Here is a 14,268-nt window from a genome sequence, read left to right on the forward strand (position 1 = left end):
GCTTTGGACAGATCGCCGCTTGTAAAAAACAATGCCACTTGACACAAACGCTTCCCTAAATATCAGGCATTTACGAAACGCTTCTATATAGGGAATGAATTCGTTCCGAATGGCGCGCCTTGTCCGCAACTGCGCCCCGCTTTGGGCATGGAAGAATATCCACAGTTGTTGAAATCTACAAAATCCGAATTCCGGTTGTTTCTATACGATTGTCCTTTTCACATAAGAGGGCCACTTGTTTACACCATTATTCGACTGCGTAAAAGTGTTGAAATTCGAAGTTGTTACTGCATACCAACCTGTCTGGCATCATACTTGTATCGCCGGGGCTGCATTTTAAACCTGACATATCGCTCATGTATATTCTCGGAATTAATGCAGCGTTCCACGACATCGCTGCTGCACTTGTGAAAGACGGCAAGATCATCGCTGCTGCCGAAGAGGAACGGTTTACACATATCAAGCACGGCAAACGCCCGGTTCCCTTTTCTACCTGGGAACTGCCATTTCACGCGATTGATTACTGCCTCAAAACTGCGGGTATCACGATGAAAGAAGTGGATCGGATCGCCTATTCCTTCGATCCCGAGGGTGTAAATGAATCCTCTGTTTACGAAGATGATCTCTTGTCCGATACCGAAGTGCTAGCTGCGGCAGACGTGTACAACGGCTGGGATACCCTATTTTTAAACTACATCCGAAAAGCGCCCGAGCAACTTCGCGACGGTTATCCGCACCATTTGCAAAAGCGGCTGAGTAATGCCGGTAACCTGAACGAAAAGTGGGCATTTGTGAATCACCACGTCGCGCATGCAGCGAGTGCGTTTTTTCCGTCCCCGTTTGAGCAGGCGGCAGTACTGACGCTCGATGGCCGGGGTGAAAAAGCGACTACCGGTTATTTTATCGGCCAGGGTAATTCACTGGTGCAACTGTCATCGGTCGATATGCCGCATTCGCTGGGGATGCTTTATGAAAAGATCACAACTTACCTCGGCTTCCTGCATTCCTCTGACGAATACAAGGTTATGGCGCTGGCTTCCTATGGAAAACCGGTGTACCTCGACGACTTCCGGTCTGTTATACACGTAGGTAACGATGGGCAATATACGATAGATGAATTTGAGCCCGAAGCGTGGTGGGGCCGCGGCCGTAAAAAGGACGATCCTTTTGACCAGCTGCACCACGATATTGCGCATTCCCTCCAAAAGGCTTTGGAAGAAACGGTACTAAAACTGGTTAACTGGCTGCACAAGCAAACCAATATGGACAATCTTTGCATGGCGGGCGGCGTAGCGTTGAACTGTGTGATGAATGCGGTGATCCGGGATTATGGCCCATTCAAAAATGTGTGGGTACAGCCTGCCGCCGGTGATGCCGGTACCGCGCTGGGAGCAGCCCAGTGGCTGGATGTTTCACTAAACGGAAGCAAAGAAAGCCGGTATACCGCTGAAATGAACCACGTGTACTGGGGCCCCGACTATTCAGATGATGATATTGAAAAATTCATGATCTGGGCTAAAATGCCTTACAAACGACTGACCGACGTCGCCAAAGAAACGGCGGCAATTCTGGCTCAGGATAAAATTATCGCCTGGTACCAGGGCCGGATGGAATTTGGCCCGCGCTCGCTGGGCAGCCGGTCGATCCTTGCTTCGCCAATCCACCCCGATATGCAGGCGCGGCTGAACGATATCAAAGACCGCGAGGATTTCAGGCCAGTGGCGCCCGTGATTTTAGAGGAAGATGCCGACGAATGGTTTGAAGATGCGCGCGTTTCTCCGTTTATGCTTTTTGTATTTCCGGTAAAAGACGACAAAGCAAACCAGATCCCTGCGGTGCGGCATACCGACGGTACAGCGCGTGTACAGACGATCAACCAGGAGCAACATCCTCTTTATTACGATCTGATCAAAGAATTCAAGGCGCTTACCGGCGTACCTGTTCTGGTAAATACCTCATTCAACACACGCGGAGAGCCGATCGTCTGCACGCCGCGCGATGCGATCGAGTGTTTCTGGACTTCACCTTTCGATGCATTGATCATTAATTCATTTATTCTGGAAAAATGATGGCTCCGAATGTGAGTGTGGTGATTCCAACGTTTCGTCGCCCGGCGCTGCTGGAAAATTGCCTGAAAGCAATTGCGGCCCAGCATTGCCCGGACTTTTCGTTCGATGTCACCGTAGTTTCAGACGGACCGGATCCTGCGACTGAGTCACTTGTGAACCGCATCAAAAGCGAATACCCTTACTTTCCGGTTTATTTTCATGCACTTGAAGAAAAGCGCGGCCCGGCGGCGGCGCGAAATTATGGATGGAAACACAGTACCGGCGAGCTGGTCGCATTTACGGACGACGATTGCATTCCCTTACCTGGCTGGCTGGCCGGACTTTGGCATAGCTACATGAACAGCAAAACCGAAGTGATCGCATTTACCGGCAAAGTGGAAGTTCCAGTTCCCGAAAAGCCCACAGACTACGAGAAAAACGTTTCGCATTTGTCTACCGCAGAGTTCATCACAGCGAACTGTGCTTGTACGCGTGCTGCACTGGAACGGGTCAAAGGGTTTGACGAGGACTTCCCGGTAGCTTGGCGCGAAGATTCTGATCTGCAATTCAGGTTGCTGGAAAATGAGGTTCCTATTATACAGATAAAGGAGGCGATGGTTTGTCACCCGGTGCGTAAAACTTCCTGGGGATCTAGCCTGCGCGATCAGCAAAAGAGTATGTTCAATGCACTTTTGTTTAAAAAACACCCTGATTTTTACAGAAAACGAATAGCAATCGGGCCAGTCTGGAATTACTATGTGATCATCCTGGCAAGTATTGTGGCCATTTTTGCAATGATTGTGAAAGCACCGCTGGTCTTATCTCTTGCGCTTCTGAGCTGGCTGTTTGCAGTGGTTAGTTTTATGGTTAAAAGACTCAGGGGAACCGATCCTTCATTGCGGCACCGGTTGGAAATGGTTGTTACCTCGGTACTAATACCGTATTTGTCGGTGTACTGGACACTGCGCGGCGCATTGCGTTATAAAGTTTTCTTCCTATGAAATTTTCAGTGGCCACCACGAGAAAAATTGCCGTCTTTCGGGCATTACAACTTGGAGATATGTTTTGCTCGGTTCCTGCGCTCCGTGCTTTGCGCCATAGCTATCCAAATGCCGAAATTACCTTATTGGGTTTGCCCTGGGCAAGCTCCTTTTGCGCGAGATTTTCAAATTATATAGACCGGTTTATTCATTTTCCAGGCTATGAAGGGCTTCCGGAACAGGTTGTGGACGAACATTCGTGGAACGCATTTAAAACGCAAATGCAGGTGGAAGCTTTTGATTTGATCCTACAAATGCAGGGGAATGGAAATATCGTGAATGATATGCTCGAAAATCTTGGAGCCGGACCCGTAGCAGGGTTTCACAGCAAAGGTAACTATCGGAACAGTGATCACTTTCTCGAATATCCGACCGGAATTTCAGAGATAGAGCGCCACTTGAAAATGCTGGAAAACCTGGGTATTCCGTCACAAGGTACTGAGCTGGAATTTCCGGTTAGTGAATCCGAAGCGAAGCATTTACACGAATCGGTGTCTTTCTTGCAGGGGGAGCGATTTGTTTGTATTCACCCGGGAAGTCGTGGCTCCTGGCGACAGTGGCCGCCCTTGCACTTTGCGTGTGCAGCTGATATTTGTGCGGGAAAAGGTTATAAGGTTGTGGTAACAGGTACAAAAGAGGAAGCTGCGATCACCTCAGAAGTATTGGAACTAATGGAATACCCCGCGTTAGACCTCACTGGAAAAACAGGATTAGGTGAAATTGCGCAACTTTTGAAAGAATCAAAATTGCTCATCAGCAACTGTACCGGCGTTTCTCATATTGCGGCTGCTACCCGCACGCCCAGCATTGTGATCAGTATGGATGGAGAGCCCGAGCGCTGGGGGCCTTTAAATACAACTTTACACAAAACCGTTGACTGGCTGCGCGAACCCGACATGGACTATGTGCTGGCCTCGCTAAATTCACTTCTACCCGATTTGACGAATAAATAAGCGATTTACGTCTTGCCTTTTGCATCCCAATGGTCTTTCATGAGTTTCCCTTCCCTGTCCCGCACAAGGACCCTCACAAATCTTTCGCCCCTGATATTTCCGTCAACACCTCTTTCACCGATAAATAACAGAATAGGGTTGCCTTCGGAATCGGTTTTAAAACTGATATCATAGCGTTCAAACTTTCGGTCCAGCATCTGTTCCGGTTCGTATTTTTTGCTTAAAAGTTTTAAAAGCTTCTCCCCGATTTTCATAGCTGCAAATAGATTGGTTATCAATTCACATAAATAAAAAAGCATATTCAGCCTGATACTTCACACGGAAGTTTCACGGCTGAATATGCTCCTGGTACTGGTTCTTATAAAGGTCTGCTGGTTGTGTCGGTTGCCATTGTATCGACTCCCATACCCGACTCTGTGTTATCCATGTCGGTAGAATCCATACCTGCTCCTTCTTCATTTGTCTTGCTGGTACAGGCTGCAAGGCTTAAAAGCATACTCAGACTAACCATTGATACTACTTTTACTAACGTTTTCATAATTTGTTGTTTTGGTGAGTTTTAGGGCTATAACAAAATCGTTCCACCGGGATCAGTCCTCTCTGCATTTTAGTACCAGTACAGAACGGTCCTGTACGGTAATGCTACTTCCCTGCGCAAAGGATTCTCCATCTTCACCGATGAATCCATCGCTCGTATCGATCACTTTGTGCCAAGGCTTTCCGCACCTGTCGGGAGGCAGCACGTATTCGAGCGCCTCGTCGTGGGCATTGAAAATGATGTAAAAACTGTCGTCTGTCAGCCTCCTGCCGTCATAGTTCACACACCTGATACCCTTCCCGTTCAGATAAACGCCCAGTGATTTGGCATTGTCCTCTTCCCAACTTTCCTCTGGCATCAGTTCGCCTTCCGGCAAATACCAGCGGATATCCTCAATGTCGGAACCCGTTACCGGCAGCCCCTGGAACCACCGGCGCCGGCGGAAGGACGGGTGTTCTTTACAAAACCAGATAATACCTTTTGTGAATTCCAGCAGCTCTGTATCCACATTTTCCCAATTGAGCCAGGAAATCTCATTATCCTGACAATAGGCATTGTTATTACCACCCTGTGTCCGGCCAAATTCATCGCCGGCCACAAGCATCGGCACACCCTGAGACAGGAAAAGTGTGGTCAGCATATTCCGCTTCTGCTTGTCCCGCAATGCGTTGATACCGGGATCGTCGGTCGGTCCTTCCACACCGCAATTCCAGGAGTTATTGTCATTGGCACCGTCGTTATTATCCTCCCCGTTCGCCTCGTTGTGCTTTTCGTTGTAGCTAACAAGATCTTGCAGGGTGAAACCGTCGTGAGCGGTGATTAAATTGATACTTGCCATCGGGCTTCGGTAGCCGCCCTGGTACAGGTCGGGGCTGCCTGTAAATCGCTGCGCAAACTCACGAAGCTTACTTTCGCCACCGCGCCAGTAGTCCCTCACACAATCGCGGTACATCCCATTCCACTCCGCCCAGCCGGCCGGAAACTTGCCCACCATATATCCATCTTCATGAATATCCCAGGGTTCGGCGATGAGCTTTACCTGAGAGATCACCGGATCCTGGTGAATGATATTGAAAAATGAGCTCAGCGTGTCTGTATCGTGGAGTGTTCGTGCAAGTGAGGAGGCCAGGTCGAACCTGAAACCGTCCACATGCATTTCGGTGATCCAGTACCGCAGGCTGTCCATGATCAGTGCGAGCACATTTGGAAACCTGGTATTCAGGGTATTGCCCGTACCTGTGTAGTCCATATATTACCGGGGATCTTCCTGGCTGAGCCGGTAGTACGACGCATTATCAATCCCCCGGAAGGAGAGCGTCGGGCCCATTTGGTTACCCTCGGCCGTATGATTGTACACCACATCCAGAATCACCTCGATACCGGCCTTGTGCAACGCTTTAACCATATTCTTAAAGTCCGTCACCTGTCCGCCTAAAGTCCCGCCGCTGCTGTACCTGACATCCGGCGCGAAAAATGCCAGCGTATTGTAACCCCAATAATTGGTCAGTCCCTTTTCCTGCAAATGCCTGTCGGCAGCATAGTGATGTATCGGCAGCAATTCCAATGCAGTGATACCCAATTCTTTCAGGTATTGAATGCTGGCCGGATGTGCGATCCCTGCGAATGTGCCCTGCAACTCTTCGGGAATATGTGGATTCAGCCTGGAAAATCCTTTTACATGCGCTTCATAAAGGATCGTGTCGTGGTAAGGGATGCGGGGCAACTCATCGTCTTCCCAATCGAAATTCGGATCTGTCACAACCGATTTCGGGATAAAAGCCGCACTGTCGGTCTCGCTGAAAGACAGGTCCTGCTGCTCGTTCCCGATCTCGTAACTAAACAGCGAATCGTCCCATTTGATCGTTGAAGACAATGCTTTTGCGTAGGGATCGATCAGCAGTTTATTGGGGTTAAACCTGTGCCCGTTTTCGGGTTCATAAGGTCCGTGCATGCGGTATCCATATAACTGTCCCGGTTCGAGTCCGGGCACATACACATGCCAGATGTGGTGTGTAACCTCCTCAATCTCGATTTTCACGTTTTCCGCCTCGGCTTCCGGTCCTTCAAAAAGGCAGAGTTCCACCTTGGTGGCATTCTCAGAGAACACCGCAAAATTAACCCCCTCCCCGTCCCAGGTAGCGCCCAGCGGGTACGACGATCCGGGACGTAAATCCAGATTCATGGAATCCGGCGACTCGAGCACTTCATTTCTAATAATATGCATCCTTTTAAATTACGTTGGTGAGAATAAAGCTAAATGCCGGTTGTCACAAGGACTATACGCCACTATAACACTGGCAGCCGCGGCCTATCAAAAACTCTGCCAGGCAACAAAAACCGCCTTTTCCCCAATCTGGCCAGCTATTACCGCTCAAAACGCAGGTATAATATTTGAATACGAGTGCACGAATTATCAGCATCAACAAACATCAGCATGGAAAACAACAGCAGTTTATTTGACGGTAATGGTATAAGTAATAAGCCGTTTCATCGGGATGGTTTTCAAGAAAGTTTATGGCAGAAAAGTGCGGACACGCCGGGTGAATATGGGGAATTTGACCCTTCTACCCTCTACGATACGCTGATCGTAGGTGCAGGCATTACGGGACTTACCACGGCGCTGCTATTACAGGAAGGCGGAAAGAAATGTGTGATCGTAGATGCACATAGTCCCGGCTTCGGAACAACAGGCGGCACAAGCGCGCACATCAACACATTTGCCGATACCACTTATGATGAGGTGGAAAAAGATTTCGGAAAAGAAGCCGCCGTACAGTTTGCAGAATCGATTGCCCGCTCGGTAGCTATGATCGATCGTTTGGTACAGAAATACAATATAGAATGTGATTTTGAGTGGAAAAACGGTTACGTCTATTCTGAAACCGACCAGGAAACAGAAGAACTGAACACACTTTTTGAAAGTGCATTAAGTGCAGGCGTAAGCGCGAAGATCGCAGAACACGCGCCGGCTCCGGTTCCTTATAAAAAAGCTGTTGTATTCGACAGACAGGCACAATTTCACCCGTTAAAGTATATCAGTGCCCTGCAAAAGCATTTTGTAGAAAAAGGAGGCGTGGTTATAAATAATACGCTTATTGAAGGAGTGGATTCAGAGGACGGTCACCACGTGGCTAAGTCGGCAGATAAACAGATCAAAGCAAAAACGGTGGTGTATGCAACCCACATTCCACCGGGCGGCGTAAATGTCCTGCATTTCAGGAATGCACCCTACCGAAGCTACGTGATCGCCGCAACCCTGGCCGACGGAGCCTATCCTGACGCACTCATCTATGATATGCAGGAGCCTTACCACTATTTCCGTACGCATACTACCGACGGTCAGCAATATCTCGTAGTCGGCGGGCACGATCACAAAACGGCGCACGGAGATCCTGAACAGTCATTTGCCGATTTAATCGAATATACAAAACAGTGTTACCAGGTGGAAGAAGTGGTCGCGCGATGGTCGGCGCAATACTACGTTCCCTCCGACGGACTTCCTTACATTGGTCAGCTGCCTGGCGCTTCTTCGGGTATTTATACGGCCACCGGGTTCAACGGAAACGGCATGATCCTCGGAACGGTTTCAGCGATGGTAATCAGCGATTTGATATTGCATGGGCAAAGCGTCGACGAAGACCTTTACAGCCCGGGCCGCATTAAGCCCATTGCAGGTTTCACTGAATTTGTGAAAGAGAATGCAGACGTAGCGGCGCGGTTTATAGGTGACCGTTTCGGGATAGAGGAAATCAAATCGATTTCTGAAATACCAGCTGATAGCGGGCAGATCGTCGAATTTGATGATCAGAAGCTGGCTATTTATAAAGATCAAAATGGCAGGGTAAGTGCATTAAATCCTGTATGCACACATACGCACTGCATAGTGAACTGGAACAATGCCGAAAAAAGTTGGGATTGCCCATGTCACGGGGCGAGATTTGATACAGATGGAGTTGTGTTGACGGGACCTGCGAGAGAAAATCTGGAAAAAGTGAATATTAATATGCAGAACCAATAGAGCATCTTTCTTCATCAACACATAAAACCAATCTATGAGAATCGGAATAATTGCGCATTTGAAATACCCCATTGCCAAACCCTTTATGGGAGGACTTGAAGCCTTTACCTATGATATTTGTCAACGATTATTGTCCCGTGGCCACGATGTGTTACTGTACGCCAGCGCCTCTTCCGACCCTATTCTGAATGTAAGGCCGATTATGTTTGAAGCGGGATATAAGCCGATCGTCTCTTCCAAATTCACATCCCGCGAGCTCAGTATGGAGTTTATCTCCACGCATCACGCCTATGTGGAAGTGATGCAGGATATCGATAGCGAGGGGTTGGACGTGATCTTCAACAATAGTCTTAATTACGTCCCGATCATGATGGCGGGACTTTTACACACACCTATGGTTACGGTACTGCACACGCCGCCGATTTTCGAGCTAAAAAGGGCGATTCGCCGCGAACAGGATTATGAGAAGATCAAATACGTGACCGTATCGAATGCGAATGCCAGGAACTGGAAAGATTACGCGCCGAATTGCGAAGTGATCCCGAATGGTGTCGATCTCGAAAAATGGGATTTCTATCCTGAAAACGCTGGCGACTATATTATGTGGTTCGGTCGCATTCACCCCGATAAAGGGCTTCATATTGCTATTCAGGCAGCGAAAGCAGCCGGTAAAAAGATGAAAGTGGCAGGCGCTATCAGTGATAAATTTTATTACGAAGAAAAAATACTGCCCCTGATCGACAATTCGATAGAACTGGTGGGACATTGCAATCACGAAAAACTCAACGAACTAATAGGCAATGCGCAGGTAAGTCTCATCACGCCATGCTGGGACGAACCGTTCGGACTTGTTATCGCCGAATCGCTCGCATGCGGAACGCCGGTGGCAGGTATAGGCCGGGGTGCACTTCCTGAGTTGTTATGTGCCAGAACGGGCAGTCTGTCGCTCGGTGAGGATGTTCAGGAACTTGCGGGATGCATTCATCAAGCAGCTGCATTGAATCGCCAGGATTGCCGCGAAAAAGCGGTCCGTTACCTCGACGTTGAGAGTATGACGGATGCCTACGAACGGGTATTAGCAGAAGCCGCAGCACAAGCAGCTCCTATGAAAATACGCTCGAATGCGGCCTAACTTTGCATTTTACGTACATCATCACGGTTCCGGACATGTGATGCGGGCCATTGCGATTGCCAGCCAGCTCGGGGAAGCGAATGTGAGCTTCCTCGGGAGCGGGCTGCATGCATTCACCAGCCTGATACCTCCGCATATTACTTGTTACCACCTTCCGTCGGACATTGCTCGGGACGAAGACGAATTTTCACAACTGGCAGCACTTGACTTCCTGCACTACGCGCCACTAAATGTTAGGGGGTTGACCGACCGATCGGCGGTGATCGCTGACTTCTTTAAAAAACAGTTTCCCGTCCTGTTGATCGTAGACGTTTCCGTTGAAGTGACGATGCTGGCGGCACTCTGCGGCATTCCTGCATTGGTGATCAGGCAGACCGGTAACCGGAATGACATTCCGCATTTAAATGCATACCAAAGTGCACAAACGCTCATCGCCCCTTCCCCGGCTGCCTTAATGAACAGATCGGATTTCGATTGGGTGGAAGCAAAGACTTTTTATTCGGGCGGTTTTTCGAGATTTCAGGGAATGCAGATTGATCGGCCAACCGTAGCGAATACGGTTGCTGTGATGACCGGAACAGGCGGTACGTCCATTGGCCCGCAACTAATTGAAATGCTTGCGGCTGAATTTCCTGATAAAACATTTCATATTCTTGGAAAAATGGCGCAGCCTTTCTCAGGCGATTACCGGAATGTAGTATTGCACGGAAACCTCGAAAATCCAGCAGAAATACTCGTTTCCTGCGAAACCGTGATCGGCAACGCCGGGCATAATACGGTTATGGAAATGGCTGATCTGAACAAAAGATTTATATGTATTTATGAAGAAAGGCCGTTTGACGAGCAGCTGCACAAAGCGAAATTGCTGGAAGCAAACAATATGGCAGTGGTGATTGCGGGAGACGAACTATCAGGTGCCGACTGGGGCGATTTATTTACAAAAGCAGCAAATCTGCCGCCTGACCGCTGGAAGGGCGTTATCAATCCAGATGCATTAACAGATATCGCCGGGGCGCTGCACGATCAATGGAGAAAGCTGTTTAATGCAAAGTAAAAATCAGGGTTTTAATGCCGCAGCGATTTCATCCAGATCAGGTAGTCTCAAAATCGTGATCTCTTCACCCTTCCATTGGATCAAGCCCGCAGTTTCGAATTTTCTGAGCCACCCTTCCATCGGCCAAACTCCCCACTTTTTGAAAAATACCTGCGCATTGGTGACAATATCTTTCAAGTGATTGAGGGGCGGATCGTAGCTGGGATGATGCTGGTGATAAGCCAGCGCCTTGGTGTTTCCCAGTGGCACATGCCGCGCTCTTGCGGCAAATGAAAAGTCGGTATCCTCAGCGCCGTAACCGGAAAAACCTTCATCAAAACCGCCTATTTGCTCAAAAACGTCCCGGCTGCACCCGAAATTCAGTGACCAGAATAGCTCGTAGGAAAGCTTGCTCAAATCATCCCGGACCGGATCCGGCTTGCTCAGACCATTGATTTTCTCAAAAAAACCAGGTGCATTGGTGGCGCCTTTGTGAAGATACCGAACGGGGCCTGTCCACAGTTTATCGCCAGACTGAAATGCGTTCGCGTAAAGCTGCACCAGATCAGTGGCGGGAATGCAGTCAACATCCAGAAAAATAATATGGGAGGAAGTGGAACGCGCCACTGCAAAATTTCTCGCAGCCGCCAGCGGCAAATGCTCGCCGGATGTTAATTCAAAGCTTTTCACCATAAAATGCTCCGAAGTGATCCCACTTGCCGGCTCGTCCATGTGAACGATCACCAGCTCCTGAGGAAACAGGCTTCCGAGGTCAAGACCTTTTACCAGATTCAGTAAAGCTTCCTGCCGGGACTTTACAATGGTGACAACAGATATAGTGGATTTCATATATGCCGGGGAAATACCATAAGTGTGCCTGCCGGCAGAATGGATCGGGGCTTATTTAACATTTTTTATATTGCCGGTCTGATCCTGTATCACTTGCTTGCGCCTGTTAATCTGCAATCAGGCTCAAATGGGTATAGTCGGAAAAATAGTGTGTAGTGCATTTTTTTGTATGGTTTTGGTCAAAAGCGAAGCGCAGGTTCCGAGTATACAGATCAGCAAAAGCGATACTTCACTTGGCGAAAGTGTTGGGCCTCATCGATTTCTACCCACTCCAAAAACTGCAACCAAACTGGCACTGATTCCGGGCGGCGGCCAGATTTACAACCGGGATTACTGGAAACTTCCGATCATCTACTTGTCCCTGGGCGGAGGCCTTTTTGCGTATCATTTAAACACACTCAAATACAAGGACTTTCTCGCCGCATACAAATTATTTTTCAACCTGAATACAGGTAAGCTGGCCGAAGGAGTGACAGCGGATACGAAAATGCCAGTCCGCGTCCGCAACTTACTTAATACTACCAGCCGCGTGGATTCCGCTTCAATAGATCAGATACAAAGGCAGAAAAATTACTGGCGCAGGTACCGGAATGTTGCATTGCTGACTACCGGCGTGATCTACACCCTCAGCATTATCGAAGCCAATGTGGCAGCGCACTTGAAAAGCTTTGACATTTCCGACGATCTGACCTTAAACGTCAGTCCTAAGCTTGTACAGCCCGGATTGCCAAGTGCAAGTCCGGGATTGAGATTGGTTTTTAATCTGCACTGATGTCTTCCGTGAGCGCGATTTTACCACCAAAACAGGATTAGCAGTCGCCGCTGTAAGCGGGGAAATCGCGCGTCATTGTGTTTCAAAGAATTCATACAGGTGACAGTCTGGCAGACGAATTTCCGCGTTTTGATCGTTCGGTATGAATATTGTGGTGTATACGTATAACGTAAAACCTCAATATGCTACGATTGCTCTCAGGCCTTTTGATCTGCCTGATCATTATGTTTTTTTGTGTATACAATTTCTATTTCTCCGTCAACTTCCCGTTTCAGGACGATTTTCTGATTATCCAATTTATTGAAGCCGCCTCCAATGCCGGATTTGAGTTCTCGGCAGTCGTGCAGGAAATGTTTCGGACGTTCAATGATCACAAGGCGGTTACTGTCCGGCTGCTCGCGCTGGTCGAATACGCGATTACCGGGCACCAGAATTTCCGTTTCTACATTCTGCTCGTTTCCATCAACATTACTTATATATTTTACTTTTTATATCTGCAATTCCGGAAATCCGGTCTACCGCTCTATTATTTCCTCCCGGCGCCATTCCTGTTTTTTACGCCGATTTATCACGAAGTATCCGGCTGGGCACTTAATGGTATGCAGCATTCGTTTCTGACCGTATTTACAGTAACCGCCATTTTGCTGGCTTCCCGCCGGACTACCGGTGCATTCTGGCTGGCTATGGTTTTTTGCTTTTTAGCGACGTTTACGCATGGTAACGGCGTTATTTCCTTCCCCGCCATTGTATTCTTTTTTCTTTGTTTTAAAGATTTCAAAAGGGCGATACTTGCCTGCGTTTCCCTGGTTGCCTGTCTGGCGATCTACCTGATCGGCTATGAAGCGGGACAGGCAGGACAGCTACCTACCAGTCTGCTAAGTATGCTTTCGTCGCTATTCGGCTTCATCGGTTCGAGTATGTCACTGTGGCCAAATCCCCAACTTTGGTCGGCGCTTTGGGGGTTATTTATTGTTGGTTTTATGCTGATCCTGACGATCCGCGTGGCCTCGATCTACTTCAACAAACCGGCCCACATTAAACCCGGGACCGTTGAACTGCTCACGCTTTTCGGATTCATTTTCATCACCAGTACCGTGATCGCGCTTTTCAGGTCTTGGGCGGGCACTACGATAGCCAGTCGGTTTCAGTTGTACGCAGCTTTATCGACGGTGATCTGCTATATCCTGTTGCTGAATTATACTTCGCTGTTTAGAAAAAAGCAGGTTTTAATAGCGATAACCGCGCTCAGTATAATTTATTGGGGCTATGCGCATTATGCATTAACAGGTATGGTCTCGGCAAAGAAAACCACGTATCTGGCGGATGTTTTCAACTGGCAAAACAACCGAAATTTATTTTCCGTCGAAAAAACGATTGTCCGAAATGCGGATTTTTACCTTACTCCCGGATATGAAAAGGGCTTTTTCAAACTTCCCGAGCCTGTCGCGGACAAAACTGGAATAGATTCGCTATTTGCCGCCAGCCCCAATCCCCCGGTAAGTGACAGCATTTACCTGGAAGACTGGCACGTAACAAGAATGGTGCAGAACGGGGTCGAAAATCTGAACCACACTTTTGTAACAAGCGACAAGCTGCCCCTCAAAAAACCCTTTTTAAGTGATCGTTTTTTAGTGTTAAAAGATCTGAAAACCGGTGAAGTACATTTACTCAATGCGAATCCGAAAATCGAAGGCCGCCGCAACTTTCTGCTTTCAGGAAATTATTACAAAAACGGATTTCAAACCTTCCTGAGAAAAGACGACCTGGCATTCGGCTCCTACCAAATGGCCGTCCTCGACGTCAGTTTCCGCGGAGAAAAAAGTTTCCACCCGCTTAATAGGGGGCTGAATGTGGATGCGGAGGGGTTTTCGTTGGAGTGAGAAAC

The 14,268-nt window shown here is 48.4% G+C and carries 13 protein-coding genes; 8 read left to right on the forward strand and 5 right to left on the reverse strand.

Annotation, left to right across the window (positions count from 1 at the left end):
* Positions 1-356: 356 nt before the first annotated feature.
* The 3 genes from KOD92_RS01500 to KOD92_RS01510 are packed head-to-tail and all read left to right on the forward strand — an operon-like array spanning position 357 to position 4,041.
* Positions 357-2,069, forward strand: a complete 1,713-nt coding sequence (locus KOD92_RS01500; RefSeq protein WP_215231753.1) for a carbamoyltransferase family protein — start codon at positions 357-359, stop codon at positions 2,067-2,069.
* Positions 2,066-3,049, forward strand: coding sequence for a glycosyltransferase family 2 protein (locus KOD92_RS01505; protein ID WP_215231754.1), 984 nt, complete (start codon positions 2,066-2,068; stop codon positions 3,047-3,049). Before KOD92_RS01500 ends, KOD92_RS01505 begins: the two co-directional genes overlap by 4 nt.
* Positions 3,046-4,041, forward strand: a complete 996-nt coding sequence (locus KOD92_RS01510; RefSeq protein WP_215231755.1) for a glycosyltransferase family 9 protein — start codon at positions 3,046-3,048, stop codon at positions 4,039-4,041. Before KOD92_RS01505 ends, KOD92_RS01510 begins: the two co-directional genes overlap by 4 nt.
* A 5-nt stretch (positions 4,042-4,046) precedes the next feature.
* On the opposite strand, the gene KOD92_RS01515 is transcribed toward KOD92_RS01510, so the two are convergent.
* The 4 genes from KOD92_RS01515 to KOD92_RS27635 form a co-directional block, all read right to left on the reverse strand.
* Positions 4,047-4,295: a hypothetical protein gene (locus KOD92_RS01515; RefSeq protein WP_215231756.1), complete on the reverse strand. Its 249-nt coding sequence runs from the start codon at positions 4,293-4,295 to the stop codon at positions 4,047-4,049.
* Positions 4,296-4,399: 104 nt separating this feature from the next.
* The gene (locus tag KOD92_RS01520; protein ID WP_215231757.1) at positions 4,400-4,579 is read right to left on the reverse strand and encodes a hypothetical protein; all 180 of its coding nucleotides are present in this window, start codon (positions 4,577-4,579) and stop codon (positions 4,400-4,402) included.
* A gap of 52 nt (positions 4,580-4,631) precedes the next feature.
* Positions 4,632-5,828 carry a glycogen debranching protein gene (locus KOD92_RS27630; protein WP_406566151.1) on the reverse strand — a complete coding sequence of 399 codons (1,197 nt, stop codon included), beginning with the start codon at positions 5,826-5,828 and terminating at the stop codon, positions 4,632-4,634.
* 3 nt (positions 5,829-5,831) lie between these two features.
* Entirely contained in the window at positions 5,832-6,803 is a 972-nt protein-coding gene (locus KOD92_RS27635) for an alpha-amylase family glycosyl hydrolase (protein ID WP_406566152.1), read from the reverse strand.
* Between the two features lie 210 nt (positions 6,804-7,013).
* On the opposite strand from KOD92_RS27635, the gene KOD92_RS01530 reads away from it, so the two are divergent.
* The 3 genes from KOD92_RS01530 to KOD92_RS01540 are packed head-to-tail and all read left to right on the forward strand — an operon-like array spanning position 7,014 to position 10,783.
* Positions 7,014-8,597: an FAD-dependent oxidoreductase gene (locus KOD92_RS01530; RefSeq protein WP_215231758.1), complete on the forward strand. Its 1,584-nt coding sequence runs from the start codon at positions 7,014-7,016 to the stop codon at positions 8,595-8,597.
* A 34-nt stretch (positions 8,598-8,631) separates the two neighbouring features.
* On the forward strand, positions 8,632-9,729 hold the full coding sequence (locus KOD92_RS01535) for a glycosyltransferase (RefSeq protein WP_215231759.1): 1,098 nt from the start codon (positions 8,632-8,634) through the stop codon (positions 9,727-9,729).
* Positions 9,719-10,783 (forward strand): glycosyltransferase, encoded by a 1,065-nt coding sequence (locus KOD92_RS01540; RefSeq protein WP_215231760.1) that lies wholly within the window; start codon positions 9,719-9,721, stop codon positions 10,781-10,783. Before KOD92_RS01535 ends, KOD92_RS01540 begins: the two co-directional genes overlap by 11 nt.
* A 3-nt stretch (positions 10,784-10,786) precedes the next feature.
* Here the strand turns inward: KOD92_RS01540 and KOD92_RS01545 are convergent, their stop codons facing one another.
* On the reverse strand, positions 10,787-11,611 hold the full coding sequence (locus tag KOD92_RS01545; protein ID WP_215231761.1) for a glycosyltransferase family 2 protein: 825 nt from the start codon (positions 11,609-11,611) through the stop codon (positions 10,787-10,789).
* A gap of 169 nt (positions 11,612-11,780) precedes the next feature.
* Between KOD92_RS01545 and KOD92_RS01550 the strand changes: the two genes are divergently transcribed.
* Positions 11,781-12,383 (forward strand): DUF5683 domain-containing protein, encoded by a 603-nt coding sequence (locus tag KOD92_RS01550; RefSeq protein WP_215231762.1) that lies wholly within the window; start codon positions 11,781-11,783, stop codon positions 12,381-12,383.
* A 182-nt stretch (positions 12,384-12,565) separates the two neighbouring features.
* Positions 12,566-14,263 (forward strand): hypothetical protein, encoded by a 1,698-nt coding sequence (locus KOD92_RS01555; protein ID WP_215231763.1) that lies wholly within the window; start codon positions 12,566-12,568, stop codon positions 14,261-14,263.
* Positions 14,264-14,268 lie beyond the last annotated feature (5 nt).

It is taken from the genome of Dyadobacter linearis, assembly GCF_907165045.1.
In the GTDB taxonomy this organism is placed as follows: Bacteria; Bacteroidota; Bacteroidia; order Cytophagales; family Spirosomataceae; genus Dyadobacter; species Dyadobacter linearis.

What these genes read in the sequence shown, in the direction of transcription:
- KOD92_RS01510 (WP_215231755.1), top strand. Translation starts at nt 3,046, where the DNA reads ATGAAATTTTCAGTGGCCACCACGAGAAAAATTGCCGTCTTTCGGGCA.
- KOD92_RS01515 (WP_215231756.1), bottom strand. Translation starts at nt 4,295, where the DNA reads ATGAAAATCGGGGAGAAGCTTTTAAAACTTTTAAGCAAAAAATACGAA.
- KOD92_RS01530 (WP_215231758.1), top strand. Translation starts at nt 7,014, where the DNA reads ATGGAAAACAACAGCAGTTTATTTGACGGTAATGGTATAAGTAATAAG.
- KOD92_RS01535 (WP_215231759.1), top strand. Translation starts at nt 8,632, where the DNA reads ATGAGAATCGGAATAATTGCGCATTTGAAATACCCCATTGCCAAACCC.
- KOD92_RS01500 (WP_215231753.1), top strand. Translation starts at nt 357, where the DNA reads ATGTATATTCTCGGAATTAATGCAGCGTTCCACGACATCGCTGCTGCA.
- KOD92_RS01550 (WP_215231762.1), top strand. Translation starts at nt 11,781, where the DNA reads ATGGTTTTGGTCAAAAGCGAAGCGCAGGTTCCGAGTATACAGATCAGC.
- KOD92_RS27630 (WP_406566151.1), bottom strand. Translation starts at nt 5,828, where the DNA reads ATGGACTACACAGGTACGGGCAATACCCTGAATACCAGGTTTCCAAAT.
- KOD92_RS01505 (WP_215231754.1), top strand. Translation starts at nt 2,066, where the DNA reads ATGATGGCTCCGAATGTGAGTGTGGTGATTCCAACGTTTCGTCGCCCG.
- KOD92_RS01555 (WP_215231763.1), top strand. Translation starts at nt 12,566, where the DNA reads ATGCTACGATTGCTCTCAGGCCTTTTGATCTGCCTGATCATTATGTTT.
- KOD92_RS27635 (WP_406566152.1), bottom strand. Translation starts at nt 6,803, where the DNA reads ATGCATATTATTAGAAATGAAGTGCTCGAGTCGCCGGATTCCATGAAT.
- KOD92_RS01540 (WP_215231760.1), top strand. Translation starts at nt 9,719, where the DNA reads ATGCGGCCTAACTTTGCATTTTACGTACATCATCACGGTTCCGGACAT.
- KOD92_RS01520 (WP_215231757.1), bottom strand. Translation starts at nt 4,579, where the DNA reads ATGAAAACGTTAGTAAAAGTAGTATCAATGGTTAGTCTGAGTATGCTT.
- KOD92_RS01545 (WP_215231761.1), bottom strand. Translation starts at nt 11,611, where the DNA reads ATGAAATCCACTATATCTGTTGTCACCATTGTAAAGTCCCGGCAGGAA.